This is a genomic window from Streptomyces sp. NPDC030296 (assembly GCF_055572815.1).
Window position 1 is genome coordinate 541,163 of the sequence record NZ_JBVICQ010000003.1, and the last position, 19,023, is coordinate 560,185.

A 19,023-nucleotide genomic window follows, 5' to 3' on the forward strand; every position below is an offset into this window, starting at 1 on the left:
GGGCGAAGTATCGGCCTCGCGACCCTGGCCGCTGTCATGGGACGGCCGTGGGGATGAATGCGCCGATGGGCCGGACGCCGAGCAGGCGGCAGTCAGAGAGAAGAGGGTGGCCGCCGACACGAGACTCAGGGCGATGTGTGTTCGCCGAGTCACGTCACTTTTCCCAGACGTGTCAGCCCACACGGCGAGGGGTCAGCAGCGTCGACTTGACCTTCTTCCCCTTCGTGCAGTTGGCGTGGACGTCTCCGCCATGGCCGGGCTGGCACCACCCATAACCACAATGGCAAGTGTCGGGGCGAGTAACAGGGACGAATTCTGCTTCTGGAATTGCGCACAGCGGAACTCCTCGGTCGCGGGATATCCGGACTCGTTGCGGTGGGTCATTTTCCCAACGGCTGCGATCATGCCAACAAAGTGAGCCGGTGGCGCGGTGTCCACTGAATTCTGATCAACATTTGAGGTTGGTTTCAGTGGGCTGTGTGCAGTGAGCCGAGTCGGTTGTGTTGAAACCGCCGGTGTGCTCGATCGCCGATTCCTGCTGGGCTCGGGTTACTGAACCCGGCCCGTTCGTCCATCGGTTCTGCCCTTGCCCCCCGTACTCGTACGGCCCCCGCGAACGTGCGCGATGTGTGCCGTCCGCCGATATTGACCGGTAACGGGATCACTCGAGAGGAGGCACTCGATGCGCGGAGCCACGCATGCCAGATGGGCCGCGGGCGCGGTCGCGGTGGCGCTCACCGCGACCGGCTGCGGCGGCGGGGACGGCGGCGACAGCAGCGGCGGCGGTGACAGCGGCGCGGTGCTCAGCTCCTCCTGGGGTGACCCGCAGAACCCGCTGGAGCCGGCCAACACCAACGAGGTGCAGGGCGGCAAGGTCCTCTCGATGATCTTCCGGGGGCTGAAGCAGTACGACCCGAAGACCGGCGAGGCCGAGGACATGCTCGCCGAGAAGATCGAGACGACGGACTCGCAGAACTTCACGATCACCGTCAAGGACGGCTGGACCTTCAGCAACGGAGAGAAGGTCACCGCCAAGTCCTTCGTGGACGCGTGGAACTACGGGGCCAGTCTGAAGAACAACCAGAAGAACGCCTACTTCTTCGAGTACATCCAGGGCTACGACAAGACCCACCCGGACGACGGCGGCAAGCAGACCGCCGACACCCTCTCGGGCCTGAAGGTCGTCGACGACCGGACGTTCACCGTCGCGCTGACGCAGAAGTTCTCGACGTTCCCCGACACCCTCGGCTACAACGCCTACGCCCCGCTGCCCCAGTCGTTCTTCACCGACCACGACGCCTGGCTGAGCAAGCCCGTGGGCAACGGTCCGTACGCCGTCGACTCGTACACCAAGGGCTCCCAGCTGTCGGTGCGGAAGTGGGACGACTACCCCGGCGGGGACAAGGCCCAGAACGGCGGTGTGGACCTGAAGGTCTACACGGACAACAACACCGCCTACACCGACCTGATGGCCGGCAACCTCGACCTCGTGGACGACGTCCCCGCCGCCCAGCTGAAGAACGTCCAGGCCGACCTCGGCAACCGGTACATCAACACCCCGGCCGGCATCCTCCAGACGCTGTCCTTCCCGTTCTACGACCCGGCCTGGAACAAGCCCGGCTCGGAGAAGGTCCGCGAGGGCCTGTCCCGCGCGATCGACCGCGAGCAGATCACCGACACCATCTTCCAGAAGACCCGTACTCCCGCCACCGACTGGACTTCACCCGTGCTCGGCGAGGACGGCGGCTACAAGGAGGGCCTGTGCGGTGACGCCTGCGAGTACGACGCGGACGCGGCCAAGAAACTGATCAAGGAGGGCGGCGGCCTCCCCGGCGGCCAGGTGAAGATCACGTACAACGCGGACACAGGCTCCCACAAGCAGTGGGTCGACGCCGTCTGCAACTCCATCAACAACGCCCTCGACAACGACCAGGCGTGCGTCGGCAACCCGGTCGGCACCTTCGCCGACTACCGCAACCAGATCACCCAGCGGAAGATGAGCGGCCCGTTCCGCGCCGGCTGGCAGATGGACTACCCGCTCATCCAGAACTTCCTCCAGCCGCTGTACTACACCAACGCCTCCTCCAACGACGGCAAGTGGATCAACGCCGACTTCGACAAGCGCGTCGACGAGGCCAACGCCGAGGAGGACACCGCAAAGGCCGTGGAGAAGTTCCAGCAGGCCGAGGAGGTCGTCCGGGACAACATGGCCGCCATCCCGCTCTGGTACCAGAACGGCAGCGCCGGCTACTCGGAGCGGCTGTCCAACGTGTCCCTGAACCCCTTCAGCGTGCCCGTGTACGACCAGATCAAGGTCGGCTGAGCCGTCCGGGCGGGCGCCCCGGAGCCCGCCCACTACCTCCGGAGCCCGCATGGGACGGTATGTGATCCGGCGCCTGCTGCAGATGATCCCGGTCTTCGTGGGCGCCACCCTCCTGATCTTCCTGATGGTGAACGTGATGGGCGACCCCATCGCGGGTCTGTGCGGCGACCGGGAGTGCGACCCGGCGACCGCCGCCCAGCTCCGCAGGGAGTTCGGCCTCGACAAGCCCGTGTGGCAGCAATACCTGACCTACATGGGCAACGTCTTCACCGGCGACTTCGGCACCGCCTTCAACGGGCAGGAGGTCACCGAGCTGATGGCCACCGCCTTCCCGGTCACCATCCGGCTGACGATCGTCGCGATCCTCTTCGAGATCGTCATCGGCATCACGCTCGGCGTCGTCACCGGGCTGCGGCGCGGCCGGCCCGTCGACACCGGCGTCCTGCTGACCACCCTGGTCGTCATCTCCGTCCCCACCTTCGTCACCGGTCTGCTGCTCCAACTGCTGCTCGGCGTGGAGTGGGGCTGGATCAGCCCGTCGGTCTCCTCCGACGCCCCTTTCGACGAGCTGATCGTCCCCGGACTCGTCCTCGCCTCCGTCTCCCTCGCGTATGTCACCCGGCTGACCCGTACGTCGATCGCGGAGAACGCCCGCGGCGACTACGTCCGCACCGCCGTCGCCAAGGGCCTGCCCCGGCACCGGGTGATCCGCAAGCACCTGCTGCGCAACTCCCTGATCCCGGTGGTCACCTTCATCGGCACCGACATCGGCGCCCTGATGGGCGGGGCCATCGTCACCGAGCGGATCTTCAACATCCACGGCGTCGGCTACCAGCTCTACCAGGGCATCCTCCGCCAGAACACCCAGACCGTCGTCGGCTTCGTGACCGTCCTCGTCCTGGTGTTCCTCGTCGCCAACCTGCTCGTCGACCTCCTCTACGCCGTACTCGACCCGAGGATCCGCTATGCCTGAGCCGCAGCCGGGGGAGCCGCACGTCTCGGGCGGCCAACGCGCCGTCGAGAACGGGGCGATCGCCGCGACGGGACTGGACGGCACCATGGATCTGGCCACCACCGAGGGGGAGACCCTGGAGAAGGGCCTCGGCAACGCCGACGCCGGGGGCCCGGTGGACAAGGCCCGCAGCCTCTGGTCCGACGCCTGGCGCGACCTGCGCCGCAACCCCGTCTTCATCATCTCGGCGCTCGTGATCCTCTTCCTGGTCGTCATCTCCCTGTGGCCGTCGCTGATCGCCTCCGGCAACCCCCTCAAGTGCGACCTGTCCAAGGCCCAGGAGGGCTCGCAGCCGGGCCACCCCTTCGGTTTCGACGGCCAGGGCTGCGACGTGTACACGCGGACCGTGTACGGGGCGCGGATCTCCATCGCCGTCGGCGTCTGCGCCACGCTCGGGGTCGCGATCCTCGGGTCGGTGCTCGGCGGGCTCGCCGGCTTCTTCGGCGGGATCTCCGACTCGTTCCTGTCCCGGGTCACCGACGTCTTCTTCGCCATCCCGGTGGTGCTCGGCGGTCTGGTGCTGCTGTCGGTGGTCACCAGCAACAGCGTCTGGCCGGTGATCGGGTTCATGGTGCTGCTGGGCTGGCCGCAGATCTCCCGCATCGCCCGCGGCTCCGTCATCACCGCCAAGCAGAACGACTACGTCCAGGCCGCCCGCGCGCTCGGCGCCTCCAACTCCCGCATGCTGCTGCGGCACATCACGCCGAACGCCGTGGCCCCGGTCATCGTCGTCGCGACCATCGCGCTGGGCACGTACATCGCCCTGGAGGCCACCCTGTCCTACCTCGGGGTCGGTCTGAAGCCGCCCAGCGTCTCCTGGGGCATCGACATCTCCGCCGCCTCGCCGTACATCCGCAACGCCCCGCACGCCCTGCTGTGGCCCTCCGGCGCCCTCGCGATCACCGTCCTGGCGTTCATCATGCTCGGCGACGCGGTCCGCGACGCCCTCGACCCGAAGCTGAGGTGAGCCGTCGTCATGCTGCTCGAAGTACGTGATCTGCGGGTGGAGTTCAGGACGCGGGACGGGATCGCCAAGGCGGTCAACGGGGTCGAGTACGCGGTCGACGCCGGGCAGACGCTCGCGGTGCTGGGGGAGTCCGGGTCGGGGAAGTCGGTCACCGCGCAGGCGATCATGGGGATCCTCGACATGCCGCCGGGGCGGATCACCGGCGGCGAGATCCTCTTCCAGGGCCGGGACCTGCTGAGGCTCAAGGAGGACGAGCGCCGGAAGGTCCGCGGCGCCGAGATGGCGATGATCTTCCAGGACGCGCTCTCGGCCCTGAACCCCGTCCTCACCGTAGGCGACCAGCTCGGCGAGATGTTCGTGGTGCACCGGGGCATGTCCAAGAAGGACGCCCGTGCCAAGGCCGTCGAGCTGATGGACCGGGTCCGCATCCCGGCCGCGAAGGAACGCGTACGGGACTACCCCCACCAGTTCTCCGGCGGTATGCGCCAGCGCATCATGATCGCGATGGCGCTGGCCCTGGAGCCCTCCCTGATCATCGCCGACGAACCGACGACGGCCCTCGACGTCACCGTCCAGGCCCAGGTCATGGACCTCCTCGCGGAGCTGCGCCGCGAACTGGACATGGGCCTCATCCTCATCACCCACGACCTCGGCGTCGTCGCGGACGTCGCCGACCGCATCGCCGTCATGTACGCCGGCCGCATCGTGGAGTCCGCCCCCGTCCACGACATCTACAAGGCCCCGGCCCACCCGTACACCCGCGGCCTGCTCGACTCCATCCCGCGCCTGGACCAGAAGGGCCAGGAGCTGTACGCCATCAAGGGCCTCCCGCCCAACCTCACGAAGATCCCGCCCGGCTGCGCCTTCCACCCGCGCTGCCCGATGGCCCGCGACGTGTGCCGCACCGACGTACCCCCGCTGTACGACGTGACCCCGTCCGACGGCACGAGGGTGAGCGCCTGCCACTTCTGGAGGGAGTGCCTCGATGACCGAGTCGACGGCCACGTCAACGGTTGAGCCGATCCTGGAGGTCAGTGGACTGGTCAAGCACTTCCCATTGACCCAGGGCGTGCTGTTCAAGAAGCAGGTCGGCGCGGTGAAGGCCGTGGACGGGGTGGACTTCACGCTCGGCGCGGGGGAAACCCTCGGCATCGTCGGCGAGTCCGGCTGCGGCAAGTCGACCGTGGCCAAGATGCTGGTCAACCTGGAGCGGCCCACCGCCGGGACGATCAAGTACAAGGGCGAGGACATCACCAAGCTCTCGGGCAGGGCCCTGAAGGCGGTGCGCCGCAACATCCAGATGGTCTTCCAGGACCCGTACACCTCCCTCAACCCCCGGATGACCGTCGGCGACATCGTCGGCGAGCCGTACGACATCCACCCCGAGGTCGCCCCCAAGGGAGACCGGCGGCGCAGGGTGCGGGAACTCCTCGACGTGGTCGGCCTCAACCCCGAGTACGTCAACCGCTATCCGCACCAGTTCTCCGGCGGGCAGCGCCAGCGCATCGGCATCGCCCGCGGGCTGGCGCTCCGCCCCGAGATCATCGTGGCCGACGAACCGGTCTCCGCGCTCGACGTGTCCGTCCAGGCCCAGGTGATCAACCTGCTGGAGCGGCTCCAGGGGGAGTTCGGGCTGAGTTACGTCTTCATCGCGCACGACCTGTCGATCGTGCGGCACATCTCCGACCGGGTGGGCGTGATGTACCTCGGCCGGATCGTCGAGATCGGCCGCGACGCCGAGATCTACGACCACCCCACCCACCCCTACACCCAGGCGCTGCTGTCCGCCGTGCCCGTCCCCGATCCCGAGGCCCGGGAGCACCGCGAACGGATCATCCTCTTCGGCGATGTGCCCTCCCCGACGAACATCCCGTCCGGGTGCCGCTTCCGCACCCGCTGCTGGAAGGCCCGCGAGAAGTGCGAGCGGGAGGTGCCGCCGCTCGCGGTACCGGCGGAGTTCCGGCACGGATTCGGCCCGGCCGCCCATGACTCCGCCTGCCACTTCGCGGAGGAGAAGCAGGTCGTCCCGCCGGAGGAACAGCTGGACGATCATGTCGAGGGAGCCGTATAGCGGTACAAAAGCACACCAACGGCGTTAACACGCAGGCAACTTGACTGTCGCCGTTCCGATATACGGACGGGCGAAGCTGAACAGCGTACGGCCGTGCGGGTGCCGTAAACGGGCCGGGGCGCGCCATGTCGCCCCGGCCCGTTGCCGTGCCCGCCGCCCGGCTCCCTACTCCAGACCCAGCGAACGCTTCAGGAAGTCCACCTGGAGCAGGAGCAGGTTCTCCGCCACCTGCTCCTGCGGGGTCATGTGCGTGACCCCGGAGAGCGGCAGCACCTCGTGCGGGCGGCCGGCCGCGAGGAGAGCGGAGGACAGCCGCAGGGCGTGGGCGAAGACCACGTTGTCGTCGGCCGTGCCGTGCACGATCATCAGCGGCCGGTGCGGCGACGCGGGCGAGGAGAGTCCGCCGTCCGTCACCAGCGAACTCCCCGCGTACGCCTCCGGGTTCGCGGCCGGGTCGCCGAGATACCGCTCCGTGTAGTGGGTGTCGTACAGCCGCCAGTCGGTGACCGGGGCGCCCGCGATCCCGGCGTGGAAGACGTCCGGGCGGCGCAGCACGGCCAGGGCGGCCAGCCAGCCGCCGAACGACCAGCCGCGGATCGCCACCCGCGACAGATCGAGGGGATGTGACCGCGCGAGGTCCCGCAGCGCGTCCACCTGGTCGTCCAGGGAGAGCGTGAGGTCGCCGTCGATCGCCTTCTCCCACGCGGGGGAGCGACCCGGCGTGCCTCGTCCGTCGGCGACCACCACCGCGAAGCCCTGGTCGGCGAACCACTGCGAGGTGAGGTGCGCGTTGTGCGCCGCCAGCACCCGGGGGCCGTGCGGACCGCCGTAGGGGTCCATGAGGACCGGCAGGGGTGTGACGCCGTCGTAGTCCCTCGGCATAAGCAGGGCGCACGGTACGCGGCGTGCGCCCCCCTGTGTGAACCGCACGCGCGGGGACATACCGGGGTTTTCCGCGCAAGTCGCCACGGTGGCCACTTGCTTGCCCTCCCGCAGCACCCGCACCTGTGACCCCGCCCGGTCCGGCACGGCGGAAACCAGGACCGTCACACCTCCGGAACGCACCGCCGAGTGCACGCCGGGCTCCTCGGAGACCCGCTCCACCCCCAGCTCGTTCACGCGGTAGACGTGCACCTGGCCGATCTCCGGCTCGGCGGCCCTCTCGCCCGCCGACGCCGAGACCAGCACATCGTCGTCGGAGACGTCCAGCACCGCCCGGACGTGCAACTGCGGCCCCGTCAGCGGGCGTTCACCCACCGCCAGCACCCGCGCGCCGCCCTCGTCCGCGACACGCACGAGCTGCCCCGACGGACTCCACGAAGGCACCCCGGGGAAAAGATCAAGCCAATGTGGATCTTCGTCGGCGTGCACCATCCGGGTCGCCCCGGTGTCCGGGTCCACCGCCAGGAACAACTGGCTGCGCTGGTCCCGCGCCTGCACCAGGAGCAGCGGCGCCCCCGCCCCTGACCAGTGCACATGCGCCAGATATGGATAGCGGGCCCGGTCCCACACGACCTCCGTGCGCGTCCCCGCCAGGTCGGTCACGAAGAGCCGCACCTCCGCGTTGGCGGTGCCGGCCGCCGGATACGCCACCCGCCGCGGGTCCCTTTCCGGCTGCGCGGGGTCCGAGATCCACCAGCGGCGCACCGGCGTGTCGTCCACGCGCGCCACGAGCAGCCGGTCCGACTCCGGCGACCACCAGAAACCACGTGAACGGCCCATCTCCTCGGCCGCGATGAACTCCGCCAGGCCGTGGGTGACGTTCTCCGTCCCCTCCTGGGTGAGCGCCCGGTCGCCGCCACCCTCCGCCTCCACCACCCGCAGCGTGCCGCGGGTGACGTACGCGACGTACCGGCCGTCGGGGGAGGGGCGCGGGTCGATCACCGGTCCGGGGACGTCGAGTCCACGTGCCGTACCGGCCCGCAACTCCGCCACGAAAAGCTGCCCTGACAAGGCGAAAGAGGCCAACTCCACGGCCGCGTCGGTGGCGTAGCCGACGATGCCGGCGCCGCCCTCGCGGCTGCGCTCACGTCGCGCCCGCTCCTCGGGGGACAACTCCTCGGACGAACCGCGTAGCAGCGCCCCCGGGTCGGCCGCCACTCGCTCGGCGCCCTCCGGGAGGTCCAGTACCCACAGCTTGTTGGCCCGGTCGGTACCGGACGAGGAACGCAGGAACACGACACGGGAACCATCGGGAGCGACGGAGAACGCGCGCGGCGCGCCGAGGCTGAAACGCTGTGTCCGGGCGTGCCGACGGGGGAAGGACTCGGGCTCGGTCGTCATGTGCCGACCATATTGGCCATGCGCCCCCTTGTGCGGCCGTGCGCCGATCGATGCGCGCGTTTGGATAGTTATGATCACTACCGCTGGGTGGGTATGAACCTGCTGGCCGCTGTACGGATTCACAACTGCGTCACCCGAGTCATCGTCCGACGACGATCTCACCGTCGCCGTTCGACAACTGCTTCACTCCCCAGGTCCCAGGGAACTTTTTGGAGGTGAGCCGCCGTGGCACTCTCGATTTCGGCGGTGGTGCTGCTGGCGATCATCGTCTTCATCCTGATCAAGAAGTCAGGGCTGAAGGCACCACACGCGATCATCTGCATCCTGCTCGGGTTCTACCTCTCCTCGTCGACCATCGCGCCGACGATCAGCGAGCTGACCACCAACATCGCGGGCATGATCGGCAGCATCAAGTTCTGAGACCTCCGGCCGCCTTCGGGCCCGCCCTCGCGCCCGTTCCCGTGCGTGCCCGCGCCCGGCGCGGGCACGGATCGGGCGCCTCGTAGGGTGGGTCCATGACCGATCTGCCCGCCCGCCGACTGCTCCTGGTGCACGCGCACCCGGACGACGAGTCGATCAACAACGGCGCGACCATGGCCAAGTACGCGGCCGAGGGAGCGCGGGTGACGCTGGTGACCTGCACCCTCGGTGAGGAGGGCGAGGTCATCCCGCCCCACCTCGCGCATCTCGCGCCCGACCGCGACGACTCCCTGGGCCCCTACCGGGTGGGTGAGCTGGCCGAGGCCATGAAGGAGCTCGGTGTCACCGACCACCGCTTCCTCGGCGGCCCCGGCCGCTACCGAGACTCCGGGATGATGGGCGTCGAGCAGAACGAGCGGCCGGGCGCCTTCTGGTCCGCCGACGTCGACGAGGCCGCCGCCCACCTCGTGGCGGTCGTCCGCGAGGTGCGCCCCCAGGTCCTGGTCACCTACGACCCGGACGGCGGCTACGGCCACCCCGACCACATCCAGGCCCACCGCGTCGCCATGCGCGCCGTCGACCTCGCCGCCGACCCCGGCTTCCGCCCCGGCCTGGGCGCCCCCTGGGAGATCGACAAGGTCTACTGGAACCGGGTGCCGCGCGGGGTGATCGTCGAGGGCTTCGCCCGGCTCCGCCGCGACCTCGCCGAACCCGGCCGGCTGCCCTTCGAGCGGGCCGCCGACGTCACCGACGTGCCGGGCGTGGTGGACGACCACATCGTGACCACCGAGATCGACGGCACCGGCTTCGCGGCAGCGAAGGCCGCCGCGATGCGTGCCCACGCCACCCAGATCGAGGTCGCCGAACCCTACTTCGTCCTCTCCAACGAGCTGGCCCAGCCCCTCCTCACCACCGAGTACTACGAGTTGGTGCGCGGCAGACGCGAAGGCGGCAGCCGGGAGAGCGACTTGTTCGAGGGGATTCCCGGCAGGTCTTTCGAGGAAGTCCAGAACGGAACGGGCCTGTGATGCGTACGACTGTGTATGACGAACGAGTGGCACGTCCGCGCGACGGCCGAGAGGCGGTCGCGCGATGAAGCCGACCCAGCCGCCCACGGGCGGACAAGGCAGCATGCTCGCCCAGCCGTTGACCCTGCCCTCGCTCCCGCGGATCGCCGCCTACCTGGGCCTTCTCCTGCTGGGAGCCGTGCTCGGAGTGGCCGGCGGGCTCGCCCAAGCGGCCTGGTTCCCGCTCGGATTGCTGCTGGCGCTGGTCGCCGCGGCCGGGCTCTTCCTGGGCGGCGCCCGGGCGACGGGCGGCAGGGCGGGGGCCGTTGCGCCGGCCGCCGGCTGGATGGTCTCCGTGGTGCTGCTGACCTCCACCCGCCCGGAGGGCGACTTCCTCTTCGCCGCGGGAGTCGGCTCGTATCTCTTCCTGCTCGGTGGCATGGCTGTGGCTGTGATGTGCGCCACCCTTGGGTGGGGGCGGCAACCGGCCGGGTCCGACGCCCGACTTGGGAAGTGACGTACCACTTCGCCGCAGTCCGGGGGTGCGGGTCCGGTGTGGGTTTCCCACGCGGTCGTGGGATACGCGCCGGAAGTGGCCAGTATGGTGGTGCGCGCCGCCGAGCTGCCCGCTGAGTTGAGGTCGTGACGGGCGGCGGAGCAAACCGGGAGAACCTGCCTTGAGTCGTGAAACTGACACTTCGTCCTCCGGGGCCAATGGGCGCGGCAGCACCGCGTACCCGTCGGGGACACCGCCGTACGGCACACCCATGGCCACCGAGGCCGGTGCCGAAGCGGCCCGGTCGGCCGCAGGCGAGCGGCCGGACGGCCCCAAGACCGAGACCACGCTGACGACCCGGGTCCGGATCAACATCCCCGGGTCCCGGCCGATCCCGCCGGTCGTCGTGCGCAAGCCGGTCGGTGACGGCGAGGCCCCGGCGGACGACGCCGGCTCCGAGTCGGAGACCACCGGCACCACGGCCATGCCCGTGCTGACGAACGTCCCGGCGCCCGCGCCGGAGCCGTCCCCGGCGGCCGACGACAAGCCGGCGAGCGACTGGTTCGCGCCACGCAAGAGCGCCCCCGCGGGCAAGGGCCCGAGCGGCGGCCACAGCAACGGCGCCGGATTCTCCGCCGGTGCGGCGGCCGCGGCCGGCGCACCGGCCCCCCGCCCCGGCGGCAACGGCGCAGGCAGGCCGCCCGGCGCCCCCTCCGCCCAGCCCGGCGGCCCCCGCCCCGGCGCGAGCGGCGCCCCCCGGCCCGGCGGGACGAACGGCGCCGGGCTCCCCGGTGCCACCGGCGCCGGACCGGTGGCTCCCGGCCACGGCGGCGGCACCGGCTCCTTCGACGTGTCGGCCGCGCTCGCCGCCGCCACGTCCGACCGCGAGGACCTGCCGTACTTCTCGGGCAACGGCACCGCGGGCGGCCCCTCCGGCCCCACCGGCGGCCCCGTCACCGGAGACAGCCCCCTCGGCCCGCCCCCGGCCCCGAACGACCCGTTCGGCCCGGCCGCCGACTTCACCTCCCCGGTCGGCGCGGACTACGCCCAGCCCGGCGGCGGACTCAGCGACGACACCGCGGTCCTCACCCCGCAGCGTCCCGCCGACGGGTCCGGCGCCCCCGGCTACGGCGGCCCCGGCCCCCTGGACAATCCGTCCGGGCACACCCTGACCAGCGGCATCCCCGTCGTGCCCCCGGGCAGCCAGGGCGCCCCGTTCGGGCCGGGCGGCGTCGACGGCGCGACCCGGCACACCCCGCCGAAGCTGCCCGACCCCGGTACGCAGCAGCAGAAGCCCGCCGGCGGCAAGGCCCCGAAGGCGGCGAAGCCCGCCAAGAAGAAGGGCCGCAGCAAGCTGGCGCTCCTCGGCGGCGGCGTGGTCGTCCTCGCCGGCGGTGTCTACGGCGCCGGTCTCCTCATGAACCACTCCGACGTCCCGAAGGGCACCACCGTCCTCGGCGTCGACATCGGCGGCGGTACCCGTGACGAGGCCGTCAACAAGCTGGACAAGGCCTTCGCCGACCATACGAACAAGGAGCTGAAGCTCACGGTCGACGGCGAGACGGTCACACTCCGCCCGGACCAGGCCGGACTGCAGTTCGACATGCAGGACACGGTCCGCGTCGCCGCGGTCAGCGACTACAACCCGGTCTCCGTGATCGGCTCCCTCTTCGGGCAGAAGCGGGTCGTCGAGCCCGTCATGCCGGTCGACTCCGAGAAGCTCCGGGCCGCGCTGGAGCGCGCCGCGGGCAGCTCCGGCTCGTCGAGCGACGGCACCGTGAAGTACGAGCCCGGCAAGGCCGTCCCCGTCTACGGCAAGGCCGGCAAGGGCATCGCCGTCGACCAGTCCTCCGACGCCGTCGAGAAGGCCTACCGCACCCAGGTCGAGACCGGTACGACCCCCGCCGTGAGCCTGCCGACCACCACCAAGGAGCCGTCGGTCGACAAGGCCGAGGTCGACCGGTTCATGAAGGAGTTCGCGCAGCCGGCGATGTCCGGCATCGTCACCGTGCAGACGGACGCCGCGCACTCCGTGAAGCTCAGCCCTGAGAACTCCCTCTGGAAGTTCCTCACCGTCAAGGCCGTGGACGGCAAGCTCGTCGACTCCTACAACGAGAAGGCCCTGGTGGAGCTCTACGGCGGCACCTTCAACGGTGTCCTGATCACCCGGGCCAACGGCGAGAAGACCCCCGTCAACGCCAAGGACGTCTACGGCGCCCTCCGGCTGGCCCTCAAGAGCAAGACCGACCGGGTCGCCGTGATCGACACGAACCCGACCTGACCGAGCACGCGAGCAGGGGGCATCCGGTGGCATACCGGGTGCCCCCTGCCCGTGCTGCCCGCCGTGAACCTCGTCGTCCTCACCACGTTCGGCCGCCCCGGCAACCTCCGCGGCGCCATGAGGCCGGCGCCGACGCGTTCCTCGTCAAGGACGCTCCCGCCGCGCGGCTGGCCGACGCCGTACACCGCGTCCTGACCGGCGAACGGGTCATCGACCCCACCCACGCGGCAACGGCCCTCGCCGAGGGAGCCAAGCCCCTGACCGACCGCGAACGCGAGGTGGCGGTGGATGGGTCGAGGCGACTCGACGGGACCTGGAAGCCGCCGGCCAGGGCAGCCACCCCAGGGGCGCGGGGAACTGCGCGACCGACCACGACGCACCCGCAGCCGTCAACGAACACCAGCCCCCACGGCGAGAACACGCACCCGGCCCCCACGGCGAGAACACGCACCGGGCCCCCACCGAAGCCGCACCCGGCCCCCACCGAAGCCGCCCCTCAGTTCAACCGCGCCCGAGCCGCGCCCGCCTGTCGCCGCACCCGTTCCGCCGCGCTGTCGTCCACCCCCGCCAGCACCTCCGCGTACGCCTCCAACTCCGCGGCCCCGCGCAGGAAGTCCCCCCGCAATACCAGCAACTGCGCCCACTCGTACCGCAGCCGCGCCGGATGCGAGGGCAGGGCCAGCGACAACTCGATCGCCCACAACGCCACGTCCGACCGCTCGGGCCGGGCCGCGGCCCACGCCCGCACGTTGTTCAGGACCCGCAGCACGACGTCCAGCGGATCGGCCGGCCGCAGCATCCCCGGCTCCAGGGGACCCCCGGTCGCCCCCGCGACCAGGGTCTCCGCGTCGCTCCCGCTGAGCAGCCGCCCCCCGTCGAACGGATCGGCCAGCACCTGCTCCTCCGCGGGCCCGAACCCCACGACGAAGTGCCCGGGCAGCGCGACCCCGTACACCGGGGCCCCCGCTCGCCGGGCCACCTCCATCCACACCACCGACAACAGGATCGGCAGCCCCCGCCGCCGCTCCAGCACGCGGTGCAGCAGCGACGACTCCAGCCGCTGGTAGTCCGCGGCCGAGCCGTGGAACCCGCACCGCTCGCCGAGCAGCCCCGCCAGCGCGAGCGCCCACGCCCGAGGCCCGCCGGGCCGGTAGGGCAGCAGCCCCGCGAGCCGGTCCAGTTCGATCTGCGCGGCGTCGAGGCCGGCGTCGTCCAGCGTCCCGTCGCCCGCGGCGCCCACGAGCAGGCACAGCGCGGCGAGGTCGGGCCGCTCGGCCCGCGCCTCCGCGGCGAACCGCCGCCGCACCTCGGCGGCCCGCTCCGGCTCCGGCGGCAGAGGCGCACGCATGTCGGGGTACGGCCCGCTCATGACGGCCCGGACGACTCGAAACGGCCCCCGGACTCCCCGGACGCCCTGTCCTCGGCCTCCTCGGACGCCCCGCCCTCGATCGCCTCGTCCCCGGGCGCCCGATAGTGGTGATACGCGTGGTGCGCGGCGAAGCCCATGCCCCCGTACAGCGTCCGCGCGCCCGCGTTGTCCGTCTCGACCTGGAGCCAGCCCGCCGAGGCCCCCTCGTCCAGCGCCCGCTGCGCCAGCGCGGCCATCACGGTCGTCGCGAGGCCCTCCCGGCGGCGCGCCGGATCGACCTCCACGGCCGCGAAACCGGCCCACCGCCCGTCCACGACGCACCGTCCGATCGCCGCGGGCGCGGCCCCCTCGGCCGCCGGCACCGTCGCGAACCACACCGAGGGCCCGCTGCCGAGCACCTGCAGCGCGACCTCGCCGGCTCCCTTGCGCCGGTAGCGGCTGAGCCACGCCTCGTCCGCCGTCCGGGACAGCCGCACCGCGGGCGCCTCCCGGTCCGCGACGGGCGCGAGCGCCCCGATCCACAGCTCGGCCGTGACCTCACGGATCCACCCGCGGTCCTCCACCTCCGCGCAGAGCAGCTCCTGGGTGCCCTCGGCGCCGGTGGCCAGTTGCAGGTACGCGGGCAGCCCCCGGGCCGCGTACCAGCCGCGTACGGCCGTCAGCGCCTCGTCCAGGGGTATGCCGGGGTCGCCGAGGGGCAGCACCGAGTTGGCCCGGCGGGTGAAGCCGGAGGCGGCCCGCAGCTCCCAGCCGCCGAGCGACTCCCGCTCGACGGGCTGCCAGGCCCGCGCGCAGACCCGCGCCAGTTCCTCGTACGAGGCCGCCGGTCCCCGTCGGCGGGCGGGCGCGGCGGGCACCACCTTCCCCGCCACCAGCGACGACTCCTCGATCCGGACGCGCTGCCCGTCCCTGCGGGTGATCAGCAGCACGCCGTCGTCCCATGATGTGAGAACACCAACCGTGTCGGTGAATTTCCGACCCGCGACGGCGTCGTCGGCGACCCGCCGCACGGAGACGCGTTTTCCCACGTCAGCGGCGGAAACGCGGATCTCGAGACGTCCACCGGCAGAGATTTCCACAGGTCAGTTCACCCCTCCTGTTCGGATCATGCCCAGGAACGGAGATACTAGGGGCGGGCATCGACGACGCCGCGCTCCCGCGCGCCAGGCGGCGGAGCCTGAGGAGGCCCGCCAGCGCCCTATCGAGGAGGAACGACAGCGTGACCTACGTCATCGCGCAGCCTTGTGTCGACGTCAAGGACAAGGCGTGCATCGAGGAGTGCCCGGTCGACTGCATCTACGAGGGTCAGCGGTCCCTCTACATCCACCCGGATGAATGCGTCGACTGCGGTGCCTGCGAGCCGGTGTGCCCGGTCGAGGCGATCTTCTACGAGGACGACACTCCGGAGGAGTGGAAGGACTACTACAAGGCGAACGTCGAGTTCTTCGACGAGCTCGGCTCTCCCGGCGGTGCGAGCAAGCTCGGCCTGATCGAGCGCGACCACCCCTTCATCGCCGCCCTGCCGCCGCAGGCCTGAGGAAGCGACGCCGCGGTCCCGCCCGGCCGGCGGCCCGCGGCAGGCGCCGCCTCGGTCCCGTACGGTCCGATCACATGATCGCCGTACGGGACCGAGGCGTTGCCGTACGAGCAGTACGTACGCCCGCGTCCCGTCCCACGGGCCCGTACGGAGCGTCCGTACGAGAAAGTGAGCCAGATCCCGTGTCCGCAGTCAGCGACCGTCTCCCCACCTTCCCCTGGGACAAGCTGGAGCCGTACAAGGCGACGGCCGCCGCCCACCCCGGGGGCATCGTCGACCTCTCCGTGGGCACCCCCGTCGACCCGGTCCCCGAGCTGGTCCAGAAGGCCCTGGTGGCCGCCGCGGACTCGCCGGGCTACCCGACCGTGTGGGGTACCCCCGAGCTGCGGGACGCGATCACCGGCTGGGCCGAGCGCCGCCTCGGCGCCCGGGGGATCACCCACCGCCACGTCCTGCCGATCGTCGGCTCCAAGGAACTGGTCGCCTGGCTCCCCACCCAGCTGGGCCTCGGCCCCGGCGACCGGGTCGCGTACCCGCGCCTCGCCTACCCGACGTACGAGGTGGGCGCCCGCCTCGCCCGCGCCGGGTACGAGGTCTACGACGACCCGACGCGGCTCGACCCCGAGGGACTGAAGCTCCTCTGGCTGAACTCGCCGTCCAACCCCACCGGCAAGGTCCTCTCCCAGGAGGAGCTGACCCGGATCGTGGCATGGGCCCGCGAGCACGGCATCCTGCTCTTCTCCGACGAGTGCTATCTGGAGCTGGGCTGGGAGGCGGACCCCGTCTCGGTCCTGCACCCCGACGTCAACGGCGGCTCGTACGACGGCATCGTGGCCGTCCACTCCCTCTCCAAGCGCTCCAACCTCGCGGGCTACCGCGCGGCCTTCCTGCTGGGCGACCCGGCCGTCCTGAACCCGCTCCTGCAGATCCGCAAGCACGGCGGCATGATGACGTCGGCCCCCACCCAGGCCGCCGTGGTCGCCGCCCTCGGTGACGACGCCCACGTCCGCGAGCAGCGCGACCGCTACGCCGCCCGCCGTGCCGCCCTCCGTGACGCCCTGGAGCGCCACGGCTTCCGCATCGAGCACAGCGAGGCCAGCCTCTACCTCTGGGCCACCCGCGACGAGTCCTGCTGGACCACGGTCGCCCACCTCGCCGACCTGGGCATCCTCGTGGCCCCCGGTGACTTCTACGGCTCCGCGGGCGAGCACCACGTCCGCGTCGCCTTCACCGCCACGGACGAGCGGGTCGCGGCGGCGGTGGCCCGGCTGACCGGGGCGTAGTCCCGGCCGGACGACGGAAAAGGGGCCCGGGGAAACCCCGGGCCCCTTTTCCGCTGGAGCAGGTGTCAGCCGAGCGGGCTCTTGACCGGCAGCTTGCCCGTGGGCAGGCCGCCCTTGGCGACGGAGTCCGTGGGCAGGCCGCCCTTCGTCGCGCCCTTGGCCGTGTCGCCCAGAGCCGCCCCGGCGGTGCCCGCGGCGTCCCCGGCGGCCTTCTGCGCGACGGGCGTCGTCTTCTTGACGGTCTTCCCACCGGTCTTGCTCACGGTCGGCAGGGTCTCCTTGGCCGTCTTGCCGCCCACGTTGCTCGCGACGCCGGTGACGCTCTGCGTCGCGCCGTCCACGGTGTTGCCGGCGTTCGCCCCGTCCACGGCGGACAGACCGCCCAGGTCCGGGGTGGCCGGGAGTTCGGGCGCCGCGCTCGCGGAGCCGGCCGCACCGACCACGGAGGCCGCTCCCGCTGCGGTCAGCAGCGCGGCATTGGCGATCCGGCGGGTCAGGGGGAGGGACATGGTGCTCCTTTGACGGAAGGGAACGGTGAAGTGTCCGACCGTGCCCGGGAGTTGACCGCCGAATGGCTGTCGGCGTGATCGTTCCGGGCTCGGACGCAGTGACTACCGCTCGAAGTCCGTGAAGGTTGCGGCGGCCCAACGTAAAGAGTTGGCAATGCGTCGCATTATCGAATGCGGACAAAGCAGATGAATGACGCGCGGTCCGACTGTCTGCTGAATCCTTACGGCCCCGCCCTCCCAAGGAATCCGCCGAGGCGAGGATGAGCAGGCGAAAACCTGCGCACCCCGTCCACCCGACGCGCCGCGCGTACCACCGAAGGGTGAGCCCCGACCCCGGTTGTCCAGGGACGATTCGGACCGCCGCCCGCGGGTGCCCCGTCGTGGCGCGGCCCCTACCGTCCCGTGACGATGCGGACCTCGGCCGTCGAACCGCCCGCCGCCGCGGCCTTGCGCCAGGCGCCGGCCCGGCCCTCGGCCACCCACTCCCGCCCGGCGTACGTGACGCGCTCGACGCCCAGCCGGGAGGAGTTCGCCACGGCCCAGTGCGCCAGCTCCCAGCCGCGCCGCCGCACGTCGTCGGCGCTCCCGGCGTCCGACACCGGGATCGTCAGCGCGGACACGGCCGGGCTCGGGCTCGCCCCGGTCGCCGACGGGGCGCTGGACGCCGTCGAGGCGGTCGCGGAGGCGACGGAGCGCGAGGACTTCACCACCGCCCCGGCCGTCTCGATCTTGTCGCCGAAGTCCCGCGCGAGCGCGCTGCGCACCGCCTCGGGGCCGCCGCCGTACGCCGTCGCCTTCGCCTCCAGGCGCCCCTCGCAGGTCAGCGTGGCCGCCGCCCGGCCGGTCAGCGCGGCGGCCAGCAGCGTGGCGTCCGGCTCGTGCTTGGCGTAGGCGTCCGGGTAACCGCTGCGCTGCACCTTCTGGGCGGCCACGGTCAGCGGCAGCTTCTCGTAGCCCGAGACCTTCACCAGGTGCTCGTAGAACTCGCCCGACGCGTACACGGGGTCCTGGATCTGCCGCTCGGTGCCCCAGCCCTGCGACGGACGCTGCTGGAACAGTCCCAGCGAGTCCCGGTCGCCGTGCGCGATGTTCCGCAGACCTGACTCCTGGAGCGCGGTCGCCAGCGCGATCGTCACGGCCCGCTCGGGCAGGTCGCGGGAGGTGCCCACGGCCGAGATCGTCGCCGCGTTCGCCGCCTGCTCGGGGGTGAACTCGTACGACGTCTTCTCGTCGTCGGCCGACACCACCGTGCACTTCGGTGTGCCGTTGCCCCCGGTCAGATACTGCATGGTCAGATACGCCCCCAGCGCGAGCAGCACGACGAAGGCCGCGGAGAAACGCAGGAAGCAGCCACCACGCCGACGGGGACGGGGATGAGGAGAAACGGTGTACGACTCTGGCACGCCGTACAAGGTACTGGAGGGTAATGGGAACGTGCCCCCGGTTGTGGACAACCTCCCGGCGG

16 protein-coding genes and 1 pseudogene are annotated in these 19,023 nt (G+C 71.3%); 12 read left to right on the forward strand and 5 right to left on the reverse strand.

What is annotated here, in order from left to right; genetic code table 11:
• Positions 1-682 precede the first annotated feature (682 nt).
• Genes ACZ4Z3_RS10450 through ACZ4Z3_RS10470 form a run of 5 tightly spaced genes read left to right on the forward strand, consistent with a single transcriptional unit; the run spans position 683 to position 6,373 of the window.
• Positions 683-2,323 carry a peptide ABC transporter substrate-binding protein gene (locus tag ACZ4Z3_RS10450; RefSeq protein ID WP_468500587.1) on the forward strand — a complete coding sequence of 547 codons (1,641 nt, stop codon included), beginning with the start codon at positions 683-685 and terminating at the stop codon, positions 2,321-2,323.
• Positions 2,324-2,372: 49 nt separating this feature from the next.
• Complete coding sequence (locus ACZ4Z3_RS10455; protein WP_468500588.1) at positions 2,373-3,296, forward strand: ABC transporter permease; 924 nt, start codon at positions 2,373-2,375, stop codon at positions 3,294-3,296.
• Positions 3,289-4,302 (forward strand): ABC transporter permease, encoded by a 1,014-nt coding sequence (locus tag ACZ4Z3_RS10460; protein WP_468500589.1) that lies wholly within the window; start codon positions 3,289-3,291, stop codon positions 4,300-4,302. The genes ACZ4Z3_RS10455 and ACZ4Z3_RS10460 overlap by 8 nt, the downstream gene beginning before the upstream one ends.
• A gap of 9 nt (positions 4,303-4,311) precedes the next feature.
• Positions 4,312-5,319, forward strand: coding sequence for an ABC transporter ATP-binding protein (locus tag ACZ4Z3_RS10465; RefSeq protein ID WP_468500590.1), 1,008 nt, complete (start codon positions 4,312-4,314; stop codon positions 5,317-5,319).
• A complete protein-coding gene (locus tag ACZ4Z3_RS10470; RefSeq protein ID WP_468500591.1) occupies positions 5,288-6,373 on the forward strand; it encodes an ABC transporter ATP-binding protein in 1,086 nt (361 codons plus the stop codon). Before ACZ4Z3_RS10465 ends, ACZ4Z3_RS10470 begins: the two co-directional genes overlap by 32 nt.
• Positions 6,374-6,538: 165 nt before the next feature.
• On the opposite strand, the gene ACZ4Z3_RS10475 is transcribed toward ACZ4Z3_RS10470, so the two are convergent.
• Positions 6,539-8,656, reverse strand: a complete 2,118-nt coding sequence (locus ACZ4Z3_RS10475; protein WP_468500592.1) for a S9 family peptidase — start codon at positions 8,654-8,656, stop codon at positions 6,539-6,541.
• Positions 8,657-8,881: 225 nt separating this feature from the next.
• Between ACZ4Z3_RS10475 and ACZ4Z3_RS10480 the strand changes: the two genes are divergently transcribed.
• From ACZ4Z3_RS10480 to ACZ4Z3_RS10500, 5 genes and pseudogenes are all read left to right on the forward strand, one after another.
• Entirely contained in the window at positions 8,882-9,076 is a 195-nt protein-coding gene (locus tag ACZ4Z3_RS10480; RefSeq protein ID WP_055713941.1) for a hypothetical protein, read from the forward strand.
• Positions 9,077-9,171: 95 nt separating this feature from the next.
• Positions 9,172-10,104: an N-acetyl-1-D-myo-inositol-2-amino-2-deoxy-alpha-D-glucopyranoside deacetylase gene (mshB, locus tag ACZ4Z3_RS10485; protein WP_468500593.1), complete on the forward strand. Its 933-nt coding sequence runs from the start codon at positions 9,172-9,174 to the stop codon at positions 10,102-10,104.
• A 64-nt stretch (positions 10,105-10,168) separates the two neighbouring features.
• The gene (locus ACZ4Z3_RS10490) at positions 10,169-10,600 is read left to right on the forward strand and encodes a DUF6113 family protein (RefSeq protein ID WP_468500594.1); all 432 of its coding nucleotides are present in this window, start codon (positions 10,169-10,171) and stop codon (positions 10,598-10,600) included.
• A 160-nt stretch (positions 10,601-10,760) separates the two neighbouring features.
• Entirely contained in the window at positions 10,761-12,860 is a 2,100-nt protein-coding gene (locus ACZ4Z3_RS10495; RefSeq protein ID WP_468500595.1) for a hypothetical protein, read from the forward strand.
• A 54-nt stretch (positions 12,861-12,914) separates the two neighbouring features.
• Positions 12,915-13,144, forward strand: a pseudogene (locus ACZ4Z3_RS10500) (response regulator); the annotation flags it as partial.
• A gap of 212 nt (positions 13,145-13,356) precedes the next feature.
• On the opposite strand, the gene ACZ4Z3_RS10505 reads toward ACZ4Z3_RS10500, so the two are convergent.
• Both ACZ4Z3_RS10505 and ACZ4Z3_RS10510 read right to left on the reverse strand, forming a co-directional pair.
• On the reverse strand, positions 13,357-14,208 hold the full coding sequence (locus ACZ4Z3_RS10505) for a transglutaminase-like and tetratricopeptide repeat-containing protein (RefSeq protein WP_468500596.1): 852 nt from the start codon (positions 14,206-14,208) through the stop codon (positions 13,357-13,359).
• 17 nt (positions 14,209-14,225) lie between these two features.
• Positions 14,226-15,308: a GNAT family N-acetyltransferase gene (locus ACZ4Z3_RS10510; protein WP_468500597.1), complete on the reverse strand. Its 1,083-nt coding sequence runs from the start codon at positions 15,306-15,308 to the stop codon at positions 14,226-14,228.
• Between the two features lie 140 nt (positions 15,309-15,448).
• On the opposite strand from ACZ4Z3_RS10510, the gene fdxA reads away from it, so the two are divergent.
• Together fdxA and ACZ4Z3_RS10520 are read left to right on the forward strand one after the other, a co-directional pair.
• A complete protein-coding gene (fdxA, locus tag ACZ4Z3_RS10515) occupies positions 15,449-15,766 on the forward strand; it encodes a ferredoxin (protein ID WP_004926152.1) in 318 nt (105 codons plus the stop codon).
• Positions 15,767-15,948: 182 nt separating this feature from the next.
• Positions 15,949-17,049: a bifunctional succinyldiaminopimelate transaminase/glutamate-prephenate aminotransferase gene (locus ACZ4Z3_RS10520; protein WP_359696346.1), complete on the forward strand. Its 1,101-nt coding sequence runs from the start codon at positions 15,949-15,951 to the stop codon at positions 17,047-17,049.
• Positions 17,050-17,114: 65 nt separating this feature from the next.
• On the opposite strand, the gene ACZ4Z3_RS10525 is transcribed toward ACZ4Z3_RS10520, so the two are convergent.
• Positions 17,115-17,558, reverse strand: a complete 444-nt coding sequence (locus tag ACZ4Z3_RS10525; RefSeq protein WP_468500598.1) for an ATP-binding protein — start codon at positions 17,556-17,558, stop codon at positions 17,115-17,117.
• A gap of 392 nt (positions 17,559-17,950) precedes the next feature.
• Positions 17,951-18,961 (reverse strand): VldE C-terminal domain-containing protein, encoded by a 1,011-nt coding sequence (locus ACZ4Z3_RS10530; protein ID WP_468500599.1) that lies wholly within the window; start codon positions 18,959-18,961, stop codon positions 17,951-17,953.
• Positions 18,962-19,023: the final 62 nt, after the last annotated feature.

What these genes read in the sequence shown, in the direction of transcription:
- ACZ4Z3_RS10450 (WP_468500587.1), top strand. Translation starts at nt 683, where the DNA reads ATGCGCGGAGCCACGCATGCCAGATGGGCCGCGGGCGCGGTCGCGGTG.
- ACZ4Z3_RS10455 (WP_468500588.1), top strand. Translation starts at nt 2,373, where the DNA reads ATGGGACGGTATGTGATCCGGCGCCTGCTGCAGATGATCCCGGTCTTC.
- ACZ4Z3_RS10460 (WP_468500589.1), top strand. Translation starts at nt 3,289, where the DNA reads ATGCCTGAGCCGCAGCCGGGGGAGCCGCACGTCTCGGGCGGCCAACGC.
- ACZ4Z3_RS10465 (WP_468500590.1), top strand. Translation starts at nt 4,312, where the DNA reads ATGCTGCTCGAAGTACGTGATCTGCGGGTGGAGTTCAGGACGCGGGAC.
- ACZ4Z3_RS10470 (WP_468500591.1), top strand. Translation starts at nt 5,288, where the DNA reads ATGACCGAGTCGACGGCCACGTCAACGGTTGAGCCGATCCTGGAGGTC.
- ACZ4Z3_RS10475 (WP_468500592.1), bottom strand. Translation starts at nt 8,656, where the DNA reads ATGACGACCGAGCCCGAGTCCTTCCCCCGTCGGCACGCCCGGACACAG.
- mshB (WP_468500593.1), top strand. Translation starts at nt 9,172, where the DNA reads ATGACCGATCTGCCCGCCCGCCGACTGCTCCTGGTGCACGCGCACCCG.
- ACZ4Z3_RS10490 (WP_468500594.1), top strand. Translation starts at nt 10,169, where the DNA reads ATGAAGCCGACCCAGCCGCCCACGGGCGGACAAGGCAGCATGCTCGCC.
- ACZ4Z3_RS10505 (WP_468500596.1), bottom strand. Translation starts at nt 14,208, where the DNA reads ATGCGTGCGCCTCTGCCGCCGGAGCCGGAGCGGGCCGCCGAGGTGCGG.
- ACZ4Z3_RS10525 (WP_468500598.1), bottom strand. Translation starts at nt 17,558, where the DNA reads ATGTCCCTCCCCCTGACCCGCCGGATCGCCAATGCCGCGCTGCTGACC.